Here is a 13,330-nt window from a genome sequence, read left to right on the forward strand (position 1 = left end):
CCAGGGTGCCGGTTTCCACAGGAATTCAGCATGCAACTACCCGAGAACATCGACGAGGCACTGCTGCGCAGCTGGCGCCATGAGTTTCATCAACATCCCGAGACGGCCTTCGAGGAGCACCGCACCTCGGCGCGTGTCGCCGAGATCCTGCGTGCGGCGGGTCTCGAGGTCACCACCGGACTTGCCGAGACCGGCGTGGTGGCGGTGCTGGATGGCAATCTGGGGCCGGGACGTACCATCGGTCTGCGTGCCGACATGGACGCGCTGGATGTCACCGAGGCCAACGCCGTCTCACATTGCTCGCACACACCCGGCAAGATGCATGCCTGTGGCCACGACGGCCATACCACCATGCTGCTGGGCGCGGCCTGTACGCTGGCGCGTGATCCGGACTTCGCCGGGCGCGTGGTGTTCGTGTTCCAGCCCGCCGAGGAAAACGAAGGCGGCGGACGCCGCATGGTCGAGGATGGCCTGTTCGAGCAGTTCCCGATGGAGGCCATCTACGGCCTGCACAACTGGCCGGGACTGGCGCTGGGCGAAGCCGCCGTGCATGACGAGGCGGTGATGGCGGCCTTCGATGTCTTCACCCTGACCTTGAGCGGTCATGGCTGTCATGCGGCCATGCCGCATCTGGGCAAGGACACCATCCTGGCGGCCTGCCAGCTGGTGACCCAGCTTCAGGGGCTGATCAGCCGCGAGACGCCGGCCCACAAGACCGCGATTCTCAGCATCACCCAGTTCCATGCCGGCGATGCCTTCAACGTGATGCCGGAAGTGGTCGAGCTGCGTGGCACGCTGCGCTGTTTCGACCCGGCACTGCGGGCGCACCTGCAGCAGCGCTTCCATGATGCCGTCGATGCCATGGCGACCTTCCATGGCCTCAAGGTCGAGTTCGACTATCAGCCACGCTACCCGGCGACCCTCAATACCCCGGGACACGCCGAACGCTGTGCCAATGTCCTGGCGCAACTGCCCGGCATCCAGAAGGTCCATCGCGATCTGCCACCCTCCATGGCCTCGGAAGACTTCGCCTATCTGCTGCAGGAGTGCCCCGGCGCCTATATCTGGCTGGGCAACGGCGAGGACAGCGCCTCACTGCACAACCCCAACTACGACTTCAACGACGCTGCCACCCCCATCGGGGTCAGCTATTGGACGTCACTGGTGCGCGAGTTGCTGACGCGCGATTGATGGCCACATGCCCTTGGCGGCAAGCGCGATGCGGATGACGTCGCCAGGCGCGGCGTTGAACTTGATCAAGGACCATCGCAATCTACACAGTGTCATGACTCTGGTGAGGAAGGAGCGACATGAAAATCAGCGTGATCGGCAGGGAAGCCATTGGCGCACGGAGCCGGACGGCGCTCTCAAGGGCAGGGTTTGAGGTGGCGGGCGAAGTGGCAGACAAGGTGACGGACCAGGTGACGGCCGAGACGGCGGGCGCTGCGACCGCCACGGTGGAGCAACGCTGCCACGCGCCTCATGAGCAGAGCGAGGCCGAGCGGTGGTTCGATACGCATTCACGGCCGCGTGAGCGATTCACCAGCGAGGTCTACCTGCTGGCGCTGGCAACCTCCCAACAGGTGCAGAAGGTACTGACCGGCAAGGAAGGCCTGCTGCGACTGGCACCGCCGGGCAGTGTCATCGTCGATCTCTGCCGGGGCGATGTGAACATCAGCCGCGAACTGGCCGTGCAGACCCGGCTGGCTGGCCATCACTGGCTGGAAGCGGCTTCCAGTCGCGACCCTCGCGATGAGAGCGAAGGCCATCTCACGCTGCTGGTCGGCGGTGATGACGCCACCGTGCAACGCATGACGCCCCTGCTCGAGGCCATCGCTACCCGGCACCTGCACGTCGGGGATGCCGGCTGTGGGCATGCGGCCGTGCTGGCCAATGACTATCTCCACGCCGCCCATCTCATCACCACGGCAGAGGCGATCGCGATGGCCTATCGCGCCGGGGTGCGGCCTCACGCCTGCATCGATGCCATCAATCTGGGGGCCGGCCGCAGCGCCGTCAGCGAAGTGAATTTCCCGCGCTGGGTGCTGCCGGGAGATTATGATTCCGGTATCTCCACCGGTGCCCTGCGCCGCGACCTGCGCCTGGCGCGCAGCTACGTGACCACCCTCAAGCTGCCTTCCGGGTTGATGAAGGCGGTCTTCGATCGCTGGCAACCCCCCGAACTGTGCCCGGCGGATGAAGATGACATCCATCATCTGTGTGATCGCTGGCTCAGCGATATTCCCGCTCAACTACGACACACCTCATCACCTGCCACCGACGCCCCGAGCGCGCCGACCGACGCCGGGGCGCCTCGCTCATCAGGACGCGATGCCTCGGCGCCGGGCAAGGTGACGGATGGCTCCCGGCCGCCTGCCGAGAAAGCCTGAGCCCACCCCCATCGCGGGCTGACGCGTCTTGTCTTCACCCCCGACAGGCCTACTCCTGACGGGGGCCACTGAAGGCCGTGATCCAGCGCTCCAGGTGGCGCAGAAGTTGCAGACTGGCCCGTGGCATGCGCCGTCCGATCCGCGTGATGATGTGGGCGCGTGCCTGGCGAAAGGCACTGCATTCCACATCACGAGCGATCAATACGCCCTCCTCCAGCTCGCGCGCAGCCGCGAAGGCCGGCAGCAGCGTGATGCACAGCTCCGAGCGCGCGGCCTGCTTGAGCACTTCCATGGAATTGGTCTGCATCACCATGTGGGGACGTACGCCCGCGTCACGAAAGCCGTCATCCATCAGCTGACGCACTCCATGGGTGGGGCCCCACAACGCCATGGGATGCGCTGCCACCTCTTCCAGGGTCAGCGCATGGTTCACCGCCGCCAGCGGATGCTCCGGGGACATCATCGCCACCAGCGGTTGTGGGCTTGAATGCCAGAAGCGCAATTGAGGGTGCACGCGTTCGTGGTACATCAGGCCGATATCCGCCTCATCCTCGACCACACGGTCGATGATGCTCTGCATGCTGCCGGTATTGACCTTGAGGGTGATCCCCGGGTACTGGGACCGGAAGGCGCGCAGGGGGATGTTGACGAGATCGCCCACGAAGCCTTCGCCGATGATCAGGCGAATCTCGCCGGTTTCCAGCCGCTGGTAGGCATCCAGACGCTCACCGAAGCTTTGATCCAGCTGTTCGCGCTGCTGAATGTAGTCCAGCAGCATCTCGCCCACTCGTGTCGGCTGTACGCCATCACGGGTTCGCTCGATGAGCGTGGCGGCCATCGCCTCTTCCAGCAATCCGATCTGGCGACTGACCGCTGACGGCGCGATATCCAGACGAGCGGCGGCCTGCCGGATCGACCCCGCTTCAATGGTGACCTGAAAATAGACGAGGCGTTGATGCGGAATATCCATGAGTGAACGCTGCGCAAGAGGTTGAACTGAGGCCAGACATCCCGCATGTCCATGACCCTACGGAGGAACGTCTCGAGGGCCACGACCCGATGCCTTGACGTCGCGGGGACTGGAAAGCACGCTCGAGAAGAGCGCTTGACACGAGAAAGACTCACGTGGATGCAGAGGCCGGCTATCAGCCGCCCGGCGGTCAGCGACTCCTGCCTCACTACGCAACAGCGTACCAGATACATGCCCGAGAAGGCGGAGTGAGTGTCGCCTGCCGTGATATCTTCGCAACCAGATTGTTCCAGACGAGGATATTCCCCTCTCGGCTGACTCTGTCGGCCGACTTTCGGGCGATTCTGAAGCCCGACGTTGATTGCGGTAACATGACCCCACGGCCGCGACAGATTCGATGCGGCTCCCCACGACAAGGAGATATGCCATGTTGACCATCTCCAGTTCGGTGACACTGGCGGATTGGGAAATCGACCTCACCCAGATTCGTGCTCAGGGCAATGGCGGCCAGAACGTCAACAAGGTGGCGTCAGCCGTCCACCTGCGGTTTGACGTGCAACGCTCCACCCTGCCCTCGTTCTACAAGGAACGCCTGATGCAGTTGTCGGATCAACGCATCAGCAAGGACGGTATCATCATCATCAAGGCCCAGAGCCACCGCACCCTTGAACTCAACAAGGAAGATGCTCTGGCACGCCTCAAGGCGCTGATCCTCGATGCCGTCAAGGTACAGAAGGCACGCCGCGCCACTCGCCCCAGCAAGGGCGCCAAACGGCGGCGGGTCGACAGCAAGACTCGCAAGGGCAAGATCAAGGCGATGCGCGGCAAGGTCCAGGACTGATCCGGCGCCCACGGCGGATCGACACACTCAGCGCTGATCGGCAGGCCCGGGGCTTGATCAGACAGGCTCGGCAACGGGCCTTCCACCTCTCAAGGAAGATGTGACATGCGCACTCTCGCAAGCTCACTGGTATTGGGCGGCCTGCTGGCCGTGGGGATGGTCTGGAGTGGCAGCTATCTCAAGGAAGCGGCACAGGTCTGGGAGGCGTCCAACCGGGTGGTGACGGTCAAGGGCCTGGCGGAGCGCGACGTCAAGGCAGACCTGGCTCTCTGGCCACTGCATTTCAGCGTCAATGCCAACCACCTGTCCGACCTGCACGAGGCGCTGGCTGATGATGAACGCAAGATTCGGGACTTTCTCACCGCTCGCGGCTTCCCGTCCGAGCAGATCAGCGTGACGTCACCGCAGGTAACCGACCTGCATGCCAATAGCTACAACGCCCAGCGCCCTGACGAGCGCTACCGCGCCGAGGCCACGGTACTGGTGCGCTCGCCCGAGGTGGATCTCGTCAAGCAGAGCGCTTCCCGTACCGGCGAGCTGGTGCGTGAAGGCATTCTGCTGTCGGCGGACTATGCCTACCGCACCGAATTCCTGTTCACGGGGCTTGCCGCTCTCAAGCCGGAGATGATCGCGGCAGCCACCGCGGATGCACGGCGTGCCGCGCAACAGTTCGCCGAGGATTCCGGCAGCCAGGTGGGGCATATCAAGCATGCAAGCCAGGGCTACTTCTCGATCTCGGACCTCGACAGCTATACCCCCGATATCAAGCAGGTCAGGGTCGTCACCACCATCGACTACACGCTCAGTCACTGACCTCCCGGCGGGCGGGCGATCGCCCCCGCCGCTCCTTATCGCCTTTCATGATTTCCTCGACAGCGGAGCCTGCATGTCCGACACCGTTCTCAGCAAGACCCAGACCAGCTTCTATCGTCGCCTGTTCGTGGCGCATCTCATCGCCCACGAGATCGCCAGCGTGCCGGACATCATCGAGGCCACCGGCATGCCGAGGCGCACCGCCCAGGACACCATCTCGGCACTTGCCGAACTCGAGATTGTCTGTGAATTCCAGCATGCGGAAGGTCAACGTCACAACATCGGTCACTACGTGATTCGGGACTGGGGGCCAATCAATGCCCAATGGGTCGCCGACAACGCCGCACGACTGCAACGAGTGCTGGGCTACGCGTGATTGATCGCCACGCGCGATTCGATGCACTGCTGACGCTGGGCGTCTGCACGATATGGCAGAGTCATTCTGGAGGGAGTTGAGACATGTTGACGGCGGACATCTGGACAAGCGCTCTCGAGCACGCCGTCATCGCCGTGATCATCCAGCTGATGCTCTGGCCAGTCTTCACGCTGTGGTCGTCTGGCGCCATTGCGGTCGCCATCTTTCTGGGCCGGGAAATTGCCCAGCACGAGTACAAGGGGGGTGGCCCCAAGGCAGTGGCCTGGGATCATGGCCTGCTGTACCACTGGAACTGGGACTCCAGCCTGGACGTGGCCCTGCCGCTGGTGTCATGCGTGATCTGCGCGTCACTGGTGCAGGCTGCAAGACATTGGCGCAGGCGCTCTGCCTGAGCCGGAACGGCTGTGTCAGCCCCGCCTCGATACCGCTGCCCCGGCATCGAGTCATCCTGCCTGTACCGCAATTCCCATGTGCACGTCTGAGGCACGCACTCTCAGCCAGAGTACGCCACTGGGGATACCTCGACCTGACGCTTCCTGCGTCGGATCGGGTGCTGCGCACGACTCTTGAGATACTCCGCCAGTGTCTTCGGCTCGATGCTGGGATGCTGATAGACGTAATCCTCCGTGATGATCGACAGGAATTCGGCACTGCGTGCCCCCGCGACCTCTATCCCCAGCACGAAGTCCTGTCCCTGATGTACCTCGAACAGGAAGTTGGGGGCTTGCGCCGCACAGGTCCTTGCCACGTAGCCATCCCCCAGGCTTTCCTTGAGGATGGAACGCTCCGGGTTGAACCGACTCTCCATGTAAATGTTAACCGTTTTCATTCTCACCTCCCTTGAAGGCAAGCCAGTATATACTAGAAATCTAATACTCACAGCATCAAGAAAGCCATGCGAGCATGACCCGGCCTCGCAGATCGAGCCTTTCTTGATCTTGATCAATAATCGCAATAACTCAGCAATATCAATATGTTGAAACGATATAACACGACCGGATGCAAGCCCTGACCCACTCTCGCTCACCGTATCAGATGCTCATGACCTTTCATCTCGCGACAAAAGAAGAGGCCAACCGAACTCTCGGCTGGCCTCTGGTCGGGACACTGGTGGACGAGGACGTCAAACCGGCTCATGTCTCTCTTATGACAACGATCAAAGACTTCCATCGCCAGCCAATTCACCTCTCGCCTCGCTCAGCGCTTTCTGGGCTTCCGTCAATTTCTTCTCTTTCTTCTCTATCTTGTCCTTGTCACCATCCGACAAGGCGTCTTCCAGCTCCTGTCGACGCTCCCCGACCTCCTCCTCCCTTTCGCGGATCTTCTGCTCTCTTTCCTTGTGCAAGGTGGATTCATCACAGCCATTTTCCACAGCCGCGAGCGCTTTCTTCAAGCCTTCCACCTTATGGGCATTTCCCTGCGCATTGGCATCCTCGAGCTCCTGCTTGATCGAATTTGCCTTGTCCTGACAACCACTCACGAGTTCTGGAGAGGCCGCGGACACGGAAGATGCCAAGGCACTCAGCCCCATGGCAATCAATGGCAATGCGATAGCTCGGCCGAGGGTAGCGTCTCTGGACATGATCTTTTCCTGGGTGGGGGGGTCTCGACCCACCAGTACCGTAATCGCTAATAGAAGACAAGCGAGAAGCACTGTCACGAGTTCACTGACAGCCAGCCATTGCACCAGGAAACCACAGAACCTGGAGACCAAAGAACCTGGAGACCGGCATCCATGCCCGCGAACCGATAGCCCCTTGAACCACCAAAGGGTCGAGCGAAAGATCGTCAGCAAGCGAGCAAGGACGAAATCATGACGATAAAGCAGAACTGCAGGGCGAGAGGACGAGAGGACGAGAAGACGAGAGGACGAGAGGACGAGAGGACGAGAGGACGAGAGGACGAGAGGACGAGAGCAGAAGGATAGCGCTCGAGAAAGGACAACAGACCATGAGCGCTGCCAGCGCTCTGAAAGAACGCAAAGAAGCCAGCTCAATGAGCTGGCTTCTTTGCAACGATGACCGAATGAACTTGGATCATATAGGAATCATCGTTCGGAATTCAGAGGCTTTCAAGCGAATGAAAATCTTCTGAACCCCTTCAATTCTGGTCGGGACGACAGGATTCGAACCTGCGACCTCTGCAACCCCATTGCAGCGCGCTACCAAGCTGCGCCACGTCCCGACTTCGTCCTTGAAAGGCTTCCCCCTCAAGACGAGACGTAATGTACCGCATTGATCTCAAAAAGAAAAGCCCGATATGAACATTTCTTGTCATTCGTCGCGCAAGCGCGTGACTCGCGACCCGTGGCGCTCCGGAAAAGATTGAATTCTCCCATGGGACGAACCATGTTCTAGTCATGACCCCATCAGTACCACTTGATAGGAAGGATGACATGGCGAACGTTCATTTCACTCTCACGACGCACCTGAAGAACGGGCAAACCGTCAGCGGCGACCCGATCAAGGTCAGTGCCAGTAGCACGCCGCAAACGGGCAACACGATACAGAAAGGGGACTGGCCGGCACTGGACGCCCTGTCACCCAACTTCCCCGTCACCGTCACGAAAGTGGAAGAAGATGATGACGGCAACACCCTCGTGGCACTCACCGAGTCGGACAAGCCTGACCCCTCGGACCCGGACAGCTATCGCTACACGCCGTGGAAATAGCCTCGGACAGGCAGCCACACGAGAAAAGATGCATCGGCCAGCCATTGGCAGTATCGTCCAGACAGTATGAGGACTATCTCATGAAAGCCGAGCCTGTCGCCGGGCCACTGCTGCCCTGCCGCCTGTCATCGAGGACAGGCGGTCCCTGAGGCGATGGTGAGCCACGCCCCCCCGCACAGGCGAGAAACGTTGGGGCACAGTGAAACCGGAAACGGCTTTCCTCGAGTAGGCTGACACTGAACAACGACCAACGTCACATGAGCCTTCATCATCAGCCGATGCCTGAAGCATCCGACTGGCCCAATGACCGTCGAGGTACCATGACTCGTCTTGCAAAAATGGTAGGCACCAGCTGGCGCTGGTTGGTTGGCGAGAATGGCTCCGCACGACAGATTCTGCACCACGGGTTTCTGGTATCCGCCGTTTTGATCGGCCTGTTTTCCGCTGTCTTCAACTATCTGATGGAGCTGACGGTCCCCGCGTACAGCGTGGCGCTTGCCGTCATCAGTCTGATGGTCATGGTGATGTGGTATCGCTCACGTTTCCACGGGGAGTTCAGCCGCATGTCCTGGCTGTTCTGCACGCTGGTGACCTTCGTGATGCTGCCGGGCAACTGGGTCTTCAATCACGGCGCCTCGGGCCCGACGCTGCTGTTCTATCTCATGGCCGCCGCTTACGTGCTGGGGGTTCTCCCGCCGGACCGTCTGCGTCGTGGCGTCATCATCAGCGGCCTGATGCTGATGCCCTGGATTCTGCTGTGGGGGGAGATGGCCAACCCGCAACTGGTCTCCTCCTACGCGAGTACCGCGATGCGCAGCCTGGACATGGGGGTCAGCTATACCCTGGCGTTCGGACTGCTGAGCCTCGTGATCGCCGGTTATGCCAAGCGCATTCGAGAGGAGCGTGATCTGGCTCGCGCCTATGCAAAGAAGCTTGAACGCCTGAGCCGACTGGACAGTCTGACCGGACTCTACAATCACCGCACCATCCATGAACACGCCGAACACCACCTCAGCGGACGCGACATCAGCTGTCTGCTGATCTGTGATCTGGACCACTTCAAGCAGATCAATGATGCCCACGGCCACCCCTACGGCGACCAGGTCCTGGCGCACTTCTCGATGCACATCCAGACGTTGAGCCGAGAATACTCAGGCAAGGCCGGGCGTTATGGGGGAGAGGAATTCATGATCCTGCTGCCGGGCAATCTTGCCGTGGCCCGAGAATTCGATCGCCAGTTGCGTGAAAGCTGTGAGGCGTCTCCCCTGGCCCACGGCGTGATCCGCTTCAGTACCGGGGTCAGTGAACGGCGCCATCCGGATACCCTCAGCAGCTGGGTGCAACGCAGCGACGAGGCGCTCTACCACGCCAAGGCCAGCGGCCGTGATCAACTCATCGTCGATCACGACATCAGCATGGTGTGAGGCCAGGCCTCTCCGGCAATCAGACTTGCCTGCGTTGCGAGCCGTCCGCCACGATTCACCCCCTACGATCCGCCCTCTACGAGACGGCCCCCGCAAATCAAGATTTGCGGGGGCCGTCTCGTGGTATCTGACCTGAATGTTCAGGGGCAGTCAGCCAGTGCCGCGAACGGCATGTCGCTCAGCGCTCCCCTTTCAGCCACTCCAGATTGATCTCGTGCTGACCATTGTCATCGGTGATGAAGATGGTGCCCTCGGAGATCATCATGGTCCACTTGATGTTGCGTGGCAGGGATTCGGTGATGGCGTCCAGTGCGCCCTCAGGAACCGCGGCAATGCTCAGATTGGACAGTCCAGCCACTGCCGGCACCACCTTGGTTTCCCAGACGCGCAGGCTACCGTAGGCGAGCAGCGAGGTGCGCTCGGTGCGCCGCGAACACCAGGTCAGGCGCTCGGCATCCGGCTGGCCCACCTCGATCCAGTGCAGCACGCGGCCATCCAGACTCTTCTCCCACAGCGCCGGCTCATCGACGTCCGACAGACCACGCCCGAATGCGATGTTCTCGCTGTACCACAGCGCATGGCCCAACAGGCGAACACACAGACGCAGCTCGGTTTCAGAGGGGTGACGGGCAACGGTAAAACGCAGGGTCTCGTAGACACCACGATCAAGGTCGGTCAGCGAGAGATCAACCTTGTAAGGCGTGGAAGACAGGGCCATGAAAGTCTCTTATTGAAAAGCGGATGCTCGGCAGGACATCTCCCGCCAGCGACCCACGCAGCCAGGACAAGCCTGTCTGCGTGGCGATGAAAGCGCAGAGTCTACCCTAGCCGGCGCCGCAACGCTTGCGACGAGCGTCAAAGCCCTGACGCCGCATGCCTCACCCCAGCAGACGCGCGACCACGCCATCCGCCGCCGCGAGGTCTTCCAGCGACTCACGCGCGAGGATGAGCTCGCGCCCGAGTGCCAGGGCACGGCGCTCGGCACGCGCCCGCACGGCATCATCGTTGATCGACTCAAGCTCCAGCACGTGCGCAAGCCCGATGGTGCGACGAATCAACTCACAGCCCGCATAACCCAACGCATCACGCAGGATACGGCTCAGCAATCGTTCCGCCACCCCGGGTGCCGCGAAGCTGGCATCCGACGTGTGGGCGGCCTGCTCACGATACTCGCGGGCAAAGCTTTCCCAACTGGCGACCGCCTGGGCACGCAGCTGCGCCACGTAGTCACGCCTGTCGCCCTCATCACCCTCGAGTTCGGTATGCGCGCAGGCTGCCAGCCACAGCGCCGCCAGCCAGCTGCCGATATCGAAGCCCGCCGGACCGAAGAAGCCGAATTCCGGATCAATGACCTTGGTGCTGTCTTCACGCACGAAGATCGAGCCCGCATGCAGGTCGCCATGCAGCAGCGCCTCGGGCGTGGACAGGAAGCGCTGCTTGAGCTCCGCCACTTCCACTTTGAGTGCCGCGTCCTGCCACAGGGCTTCGGCATCGCTGCGCAGCGCCGGATTGATGCTGTTGCGCTCGTGATCGCAGAACGGGTCCACGAAGAACAGGTCTTCGGTGATCTTGCATTGATCGGGATTGGTGAAGCGTGCGACGCGCGCCTTCTTGTCGTGGGCATCGAGTGCCAGATCACTGCTGCGATAGAGCGTCGTGGCCAGAAAATGCCCCATCTGCGCGCCCAGCTCAGGTAACACTGTACGCTCAAGGAAGGCGTGTCGCAGATTGCGGTGATCGCCGATATCTTCCATCACGATCGCCGAGCGGGCTTCCTCGAAGTGATAGAGCGCCGGCACCAGTTCAGGCGCGCACTCGGCCTCGAACTGCAGCGTCTCGGCCTCGATGCGCACCCTCACCAGCGACAGCGGCCAGCTTTCGCCGATGATGCGCACCCAGGGCAGTCCCTGCTTGACGATCACCGAGGTTGAGCGGTCCGACGTGCAGACGCGATAGACATAGTTGATGTTGCCATCGCCGATCTCCTCGACCAGCAGGTCACTGGCCGTCGCAAAGCCCGGCAACTGATCATTGACATGCTGGCGTGCGAAGGCAATGACATCGGCGTCATCCCGGAATTGATACTCGATGGAAGGTGCCTGGCTGGCGTGAGGGTCTTGAACGGTCATGGCAGGTCTCAGCGCGGAATCATGAAGCCGCCGTCCTGGATGCCCTCTCCAATGCATGGCGAGAGAAGCATCCAGGCTCTCAGTTTATTCCAAAAAGAAATAAACAGGCGATCAGTTATAGCGAGAAGATGCCTGCAATGGCCACGAATGACAAGACCTGCCGAGTGAGTTTCGTTCAACTCGGCAGGCGGCAGGTTCATGCAGTGCGCGGGGTCACTGGATCGGGGCCAGCAGATAGGCCGCCCGCGACACCAGCTTGCGCCACATGGGCCGCGCCTCCAGCTCCTCGCAGCTGATCTCGCGACAATGACGGAAGTCCTCTTCGAGCATGGCCTCCACCTCTGCCGCGAACTGGTGATCCGGCACGAAGGCCGTGACCTCGAAGTTCAGACGGAAGGAGCGATTGTCGAGGTTGACCGTCCCGATGGTCGCCGTGTGACTGTCCATCAACATCACCTTCTGATGCAGAAAGCCCGGCTGATAGCGGAAGACGCGCACGCCCGAGCGAATCATGTCGGAGAGGAACGAGAAGGCCGACAGGAACACCAGCAGATGATCGGGACGTTCGGGGATCATCACCCGCACATCCACGCCTCTCAGCGCTGCCAGCTTCAAGGCATCCTGCACGCCCTGGTCCGGCACGAAATAGGGGCTGGTGATCCAGATGCGGCTGACCGAGGAATGGATGGCCTGCTGAACCAGCAGACTGGCTGTCTCGCGACGGTCCGCCGGGCCAGAAGGCACGATCACCACGTGCTGACATTCTTCACAGCTGATGCGCGGCTCCCACTCCAGCGACAGCACCTCGCCAGTCGCCCAGTGCCAGTCCTCCCAGAAGGCCTCCTGCAGCCCCATCACGCTGGGTCCTTCCAGCTTGAGGTGAGTATCGCGCCAGGCGCCGTAGCGCTCGGAATGGCCCAGATACTCATTGCCCACATTCAGTCCGCCGACAAAGCCCACTCGGCCGTCGATGACGGTGATCTTGCGGTGATTGCGGAAGTTGATCTGGAAGCGGTGCCGCCAGCCCCGCGAAGAGTTGAAGGCACTCACCTCACAGCCGGATTCCAGCAGGTCATTGAGGTACCCATCCGGCAGCTTGCGCGAGCCGATCTCGTCATACAGGAAACAGACCCGCACGCCACGTTCGGCACGCTTCATCAGAGCCTGCTTGAGCCGTACACCGAGCTCGTCATTCCGCACGATGAAGAACTGGATGAGGATGTAATCCTCGGCCGCCTTGATGGCCGCGAACAGGGCATCGAACGTCTCCTCGCCATTGATCAACAGCTTGGCGCGATTGCCGGTGGTCACCGGCATCATCGCCAGACGTTCGATGGCATCCAGGTGCGTGGGGTTGCCGCCCAGCGGACGCGAGAGCCAGGGGGAGAGCTTGGGACGAAAACGCATCAAGACGCGTCGCATCGTCGAGTCACGCTCCTCGCGGGCACTGACATAGCCATAGAAACGGGGACGCCCGAATACCCAGTAAAGCGGCAGGGCGACGTAGGGGAAGGTCAGCAGACACAGAATCCAGGCAATCGCACCCTGTGAGGTACGACTGGACATCAGGGCCATGACGGCGGTCATCGCACCCAGAATGTGACTGCTCAACAGCAGAAAGCCAAGTAACCAGGCGGTCATTGCAGCTCCATTGCAGGCGTCAGGGTCGCCAGATTATGCCACAGCTGCGCTGGCAACGATGCCTCCGCGTGGCAG

General features: G+C 61.4%; 14 protein-coding genes and 1 tRNA gene. 8 read left to right on the forward strand and 7 right to left on the reverse strand.

Annotated elements, in window-relative coordinates; genetic code table 11:
• The first annotated feature begins 30 nt into the window (after nucleotides 1–30).
• Together HXS65_RS12520 and HXS65_RS12525 are read left to right on the forward strand one after the other, a co-directional pair.
• Nucleotides 31–1,191, forward strand: coding sequence for a M20 aminoacylase family protein (locus HXS65_RS12520; protein ID WP_176494011.1), 1,161 nt, complete (start codon nucleotides 31–33; stop codon nucleotides 1,189–1,191).
• A 119-nt stretch (nucleotides 1,192–1,310) separates the two neighbouring features.
• The gene (locus HXS65_RS12525; protein ID WP_176494012.1) at nucleotides 1,311–2,390 is read left to right on the forward strand and encodes an NAD(P)-dependent oxidoreductase; all 1,080 of its coding nucleotides are present in this window, start codon (nucleotides 1,311–1,313) and stop codon (nucleotides 2,388–2,390) included.
• 49 nt (nucleotides 2,391–2,439) lie between these two features.
• Here the strand turns inward: HXS65_RS12525 and HXS65_RS12530 are convergent, their stop codons facing one another.
• The gene (locus HXS65_RS12530; RefSeq protein ID WP_077375953.1) at nucleotides 2,440–3,360 is read right to left on the reverse strand and encodes a LysR family transcriptional regulator; all 921 of its coding nucleotides are present in this window, start codon (nucleotides 3,358–3,360) and stop codon (nucleotides 2,440–2,442) included.
• Between the two features lie 427 nt (nucleotides 3,361–3,787).
• Here HXS65_RS12530 and arfB point away from each other — a divergent pair, with 427 nt between their 5' ends.
• From arfB to HXS65_RS12550, 4 genes are all read left to right on the forward strand, one after another.
• On the forward strand, nucleotides 3,788–4,201 hold the full coding sequence (gene arfB, locus HXS65_RS12535; protein WP_077375950.1) for an alternative ribosome rescue aminoacyl-tRNA hydrolase ArfB: 414 nt from the start codon (nucleotides 3,788–3,790) through the stop codon (nucleotides 4,199–4,201).
• A gap of 105 nt (nucleotides 4,202–4,306) precedes the next feature.
• Nucleotides 4,307–5,014, forward strand: coding sequence for an SIMPL domain-containing protein (locus HXS65_RS12540; protein WP_176494013.1), 708 nt, complete (start codon nucleotides 4,307–4,309; stop codon nucleotides 5,012–5,014).
• 73 nt (nucleotides 5,015–5,087) lie between these two features.
• Nucleotides 5,088–5,390 carry a helix-turn-helix domain-containing protein gene (locus tag HXS65_RS12545; protein ID WP_077375943.1) on the forward strand — a complete coding sequence of 101 codons (303 nt, stop codon included), beginning with the start codon at nucleotides 5,088–5,090 and terminating at the stop codon, nucleotides 5,388–5,390.
• 83 nt (nucleotides 5,391–5,473) lie between these two features.
• Nucleotides 5,474–5,782, forward strand: coding sequence for a hypothetical protein (locus HXS65_RS12550; RefSeq protein WP_077375940.1), 309 nt, complete (start codon nucleotides 5,474–5,476; stop codon nucleotides 5,780–5,782).
• Nucleotides 5,783–5,883: 101 nt separating this feature from the next.
• Here HXS65_RS12550 and HXS65_RS12555 read toward each other — a convergent pair whose 3' ends face one another.
• From HXS65_RS12555 to HXS65_RS12565, 3 genes are all read right to left on the reverse strand, one after another.
• Entirely contained in the window at nucleotides 5,884–6,219 is a 336-nt protein-coding gene (locus tag HXS65_RS12555) for a hypothetical protein (protein ID WP_084208556.1), read from the reverse strand.
• Nucleotides 6,220–6,546: 327 nt separating this feature from the next.
• The gene (locus tag HXS65_RS12560) at nucleotides 6,547–7,077 is read right to left on the reverse strand and encodes a DUF1090 family protein (RefSeq protein ID WP_176494014.1); all 531 of its coding nucleotides are present in this window, start codon (nucleotides 7,075–7,077) and stop codon (nucleotides 6,547–6,549) included.
• Nucleotides 7,078–7,497: 420 nt separating this feature from the next.
• Nucleotides 7,498–7,574: transfer RNA gene (locus tag HXS65_RS12565), tRNA-Pro, on the reverse strand.
• 211 nt (nucleotides 7,575–7,785) lie between these two features.
• Here HXS65_RS12565 and HXS65_RS12570 point away from each other — a divergent pair.
• Nucleotides 7,786–8,061, forward strand: coding sequence for a hypothetical protein (locus HXS65_RS12570; RefSeq protein ID WP_084208554.1), 276 nt, complete (start codon nucleotides 7,786–7,788; stop codon nucleotides 8,059–8,061).
• A 320-nt stretch (nucleotides 8,062–8,381) separates the two neighbouring features.
• A complete protein-coding gene (locus HXS65_RS12575; protein WP_127735216.1) occupies nucleotides 8,382–9,485 on the forward strand; it encodes a GGDEF domain-containing protein in 1,104 nt (367 codons plus the stop codon).
• A gap of 178 nt (nucleotides 9,486–9,663) precedes the next feature.
• Here the strand turns inward: HXS65_RS12575 and HXS65_RS12580 are convergent, their stop codons facing one another.
• From HXS65_RS12580 to cls, 3 genes are all read right to left on the reverse strand, one after another.
• Nucleotides 9,664–10,203, reverse strand: coding sequence for a YaeQ family protein (locus HXS65_RS12580; protein ID WP_077375924.1), 540 nt, complete (start codon nucleotides 10,201–10,203; stop codon nucleotides 9,664–9,666).
• Between the two features lie 160 nt (nucleotides 10,204–10,363).
• Nucleotides 10,364–11,614 (reverse strand): S-methyl-5-thioribose kinase, encoded by a 1,251-nt coding sequence (mtnK, locus tag HXS65_RS12585; protein ID WP_176494015.1) that lies wholly within the window; start codon nucleotides 11,612–11,614, stop codon nucleotides 10,364–10,366.
• A gap of 213 nt (nucleotides 11,615–11,827) precedes the next feature.
• A complete protein-coding gene (gene cls / locus HXS65_RS12590; protein ID WP_077375918.1) occupies nucleotides 11,828–13,255 on the reverse strand; it encodes a cardiolipin synthase in 1,428 nt (475 codons plus the stop codon).
• Nucleotides 13,256–13,330: the final 75 nt, after the last annotated feature.

Source organism: Cobetia sp. 5-25-4-2, from assembly GCF_013374075.1.
Classification (GTDB): Bacteria; Pseudomonadota; Gammaproteobacteria; order Pseudomonadales; family Halomonadaceae; genus Cobetia; species Cobetia marina.

Coding starts and splice junctions, on each gene's coding strand:
- HXS65_RS12555 (WP_084208556.1), bottom strand. CDS start 6,219: ATGAAAACGGTTAACATTTACATGGAGAGTCGGTTCAACCCGGAGCGT.
- HXS65_RS12580 (WP_077375924.1), bottom strand. CDS start 10,203: ATGGCCCTGTCTTCCACGCCTTACAAGGTTGATCTCTCGCTGACCGAC.
- HXS65_RS12520 (WP_176494011.1), top strand. CDS start 31: ATGCAACTACCCGAGAACATCGACGAGGCACTGCTGCGCAGCTGGCGC.
- HXS65_RS12540 (WP_176494013.1), top strand. CDS start 4,307: ATGCGCACTCTCGCAAGCTCACTGGTATTGGGCGGCCTGCTGGCCGTG.
- arfB (WP_077375950.1), top strand. CDS start 3,788: ATGTTGACCATCTCCAGTTCGGTGACACTGGCGGATTGGGAAATCGAC.
- cls (WP_077375918.1), bottom strand. CDS start 13,255: ATGACCGCCTGGTTACTTGGCTTTCTGCTGTTGAGCAGTCACATTCTG.
- HXS65_RS12575 (WP_127735216.1), top strand. CDS start 8,382: ATGACTCGTCTTGCAAAAATGGTAGGCACCAGCTGGCGCTGGTTGGTT.
- HXS65_RS12525 (WP_176494012.1), top strand. CDS start 1,311: ATGAAAATCAGCGTGATCGGCAGGGAAGCCATTGGCGCACGGAGCCGG.
- HXS65_RS12550 (WP_077375940.1), top strand. CDS start 5,474: ATGTTGACGGCGGACATCTGGACAAGCGCTCTCGAGCACGCCGTCATC.
- HXS65_RS12530 (WP_077375953.1), bottom strand. CDS start 3,360: ATGGATATTCCGCATCAACGCCTCGTCTATTTTCAGGTCACCATTGAA.
- HXS65_RS12570 (WP_084208554.1), top strand. CDS start 7,786: ATGGCGAACGTTCATTTCACTCTCACGACGCACCTGAAGAACGGGCAA.
- HXS65_RS12545 (WP_077375943.1), top strand. CDS start 5,088: ATGTCCGACACCGTTCTCAGCAAGACCCAGACCAGCTTCTATCGTCGC.
- mtnK (WP_176494015.1), bottom strand. CDS start 11,614: ATGACCGTTCAAGACCCTCACGCCAGCCAGGCACCTTCCATCGAGTAT.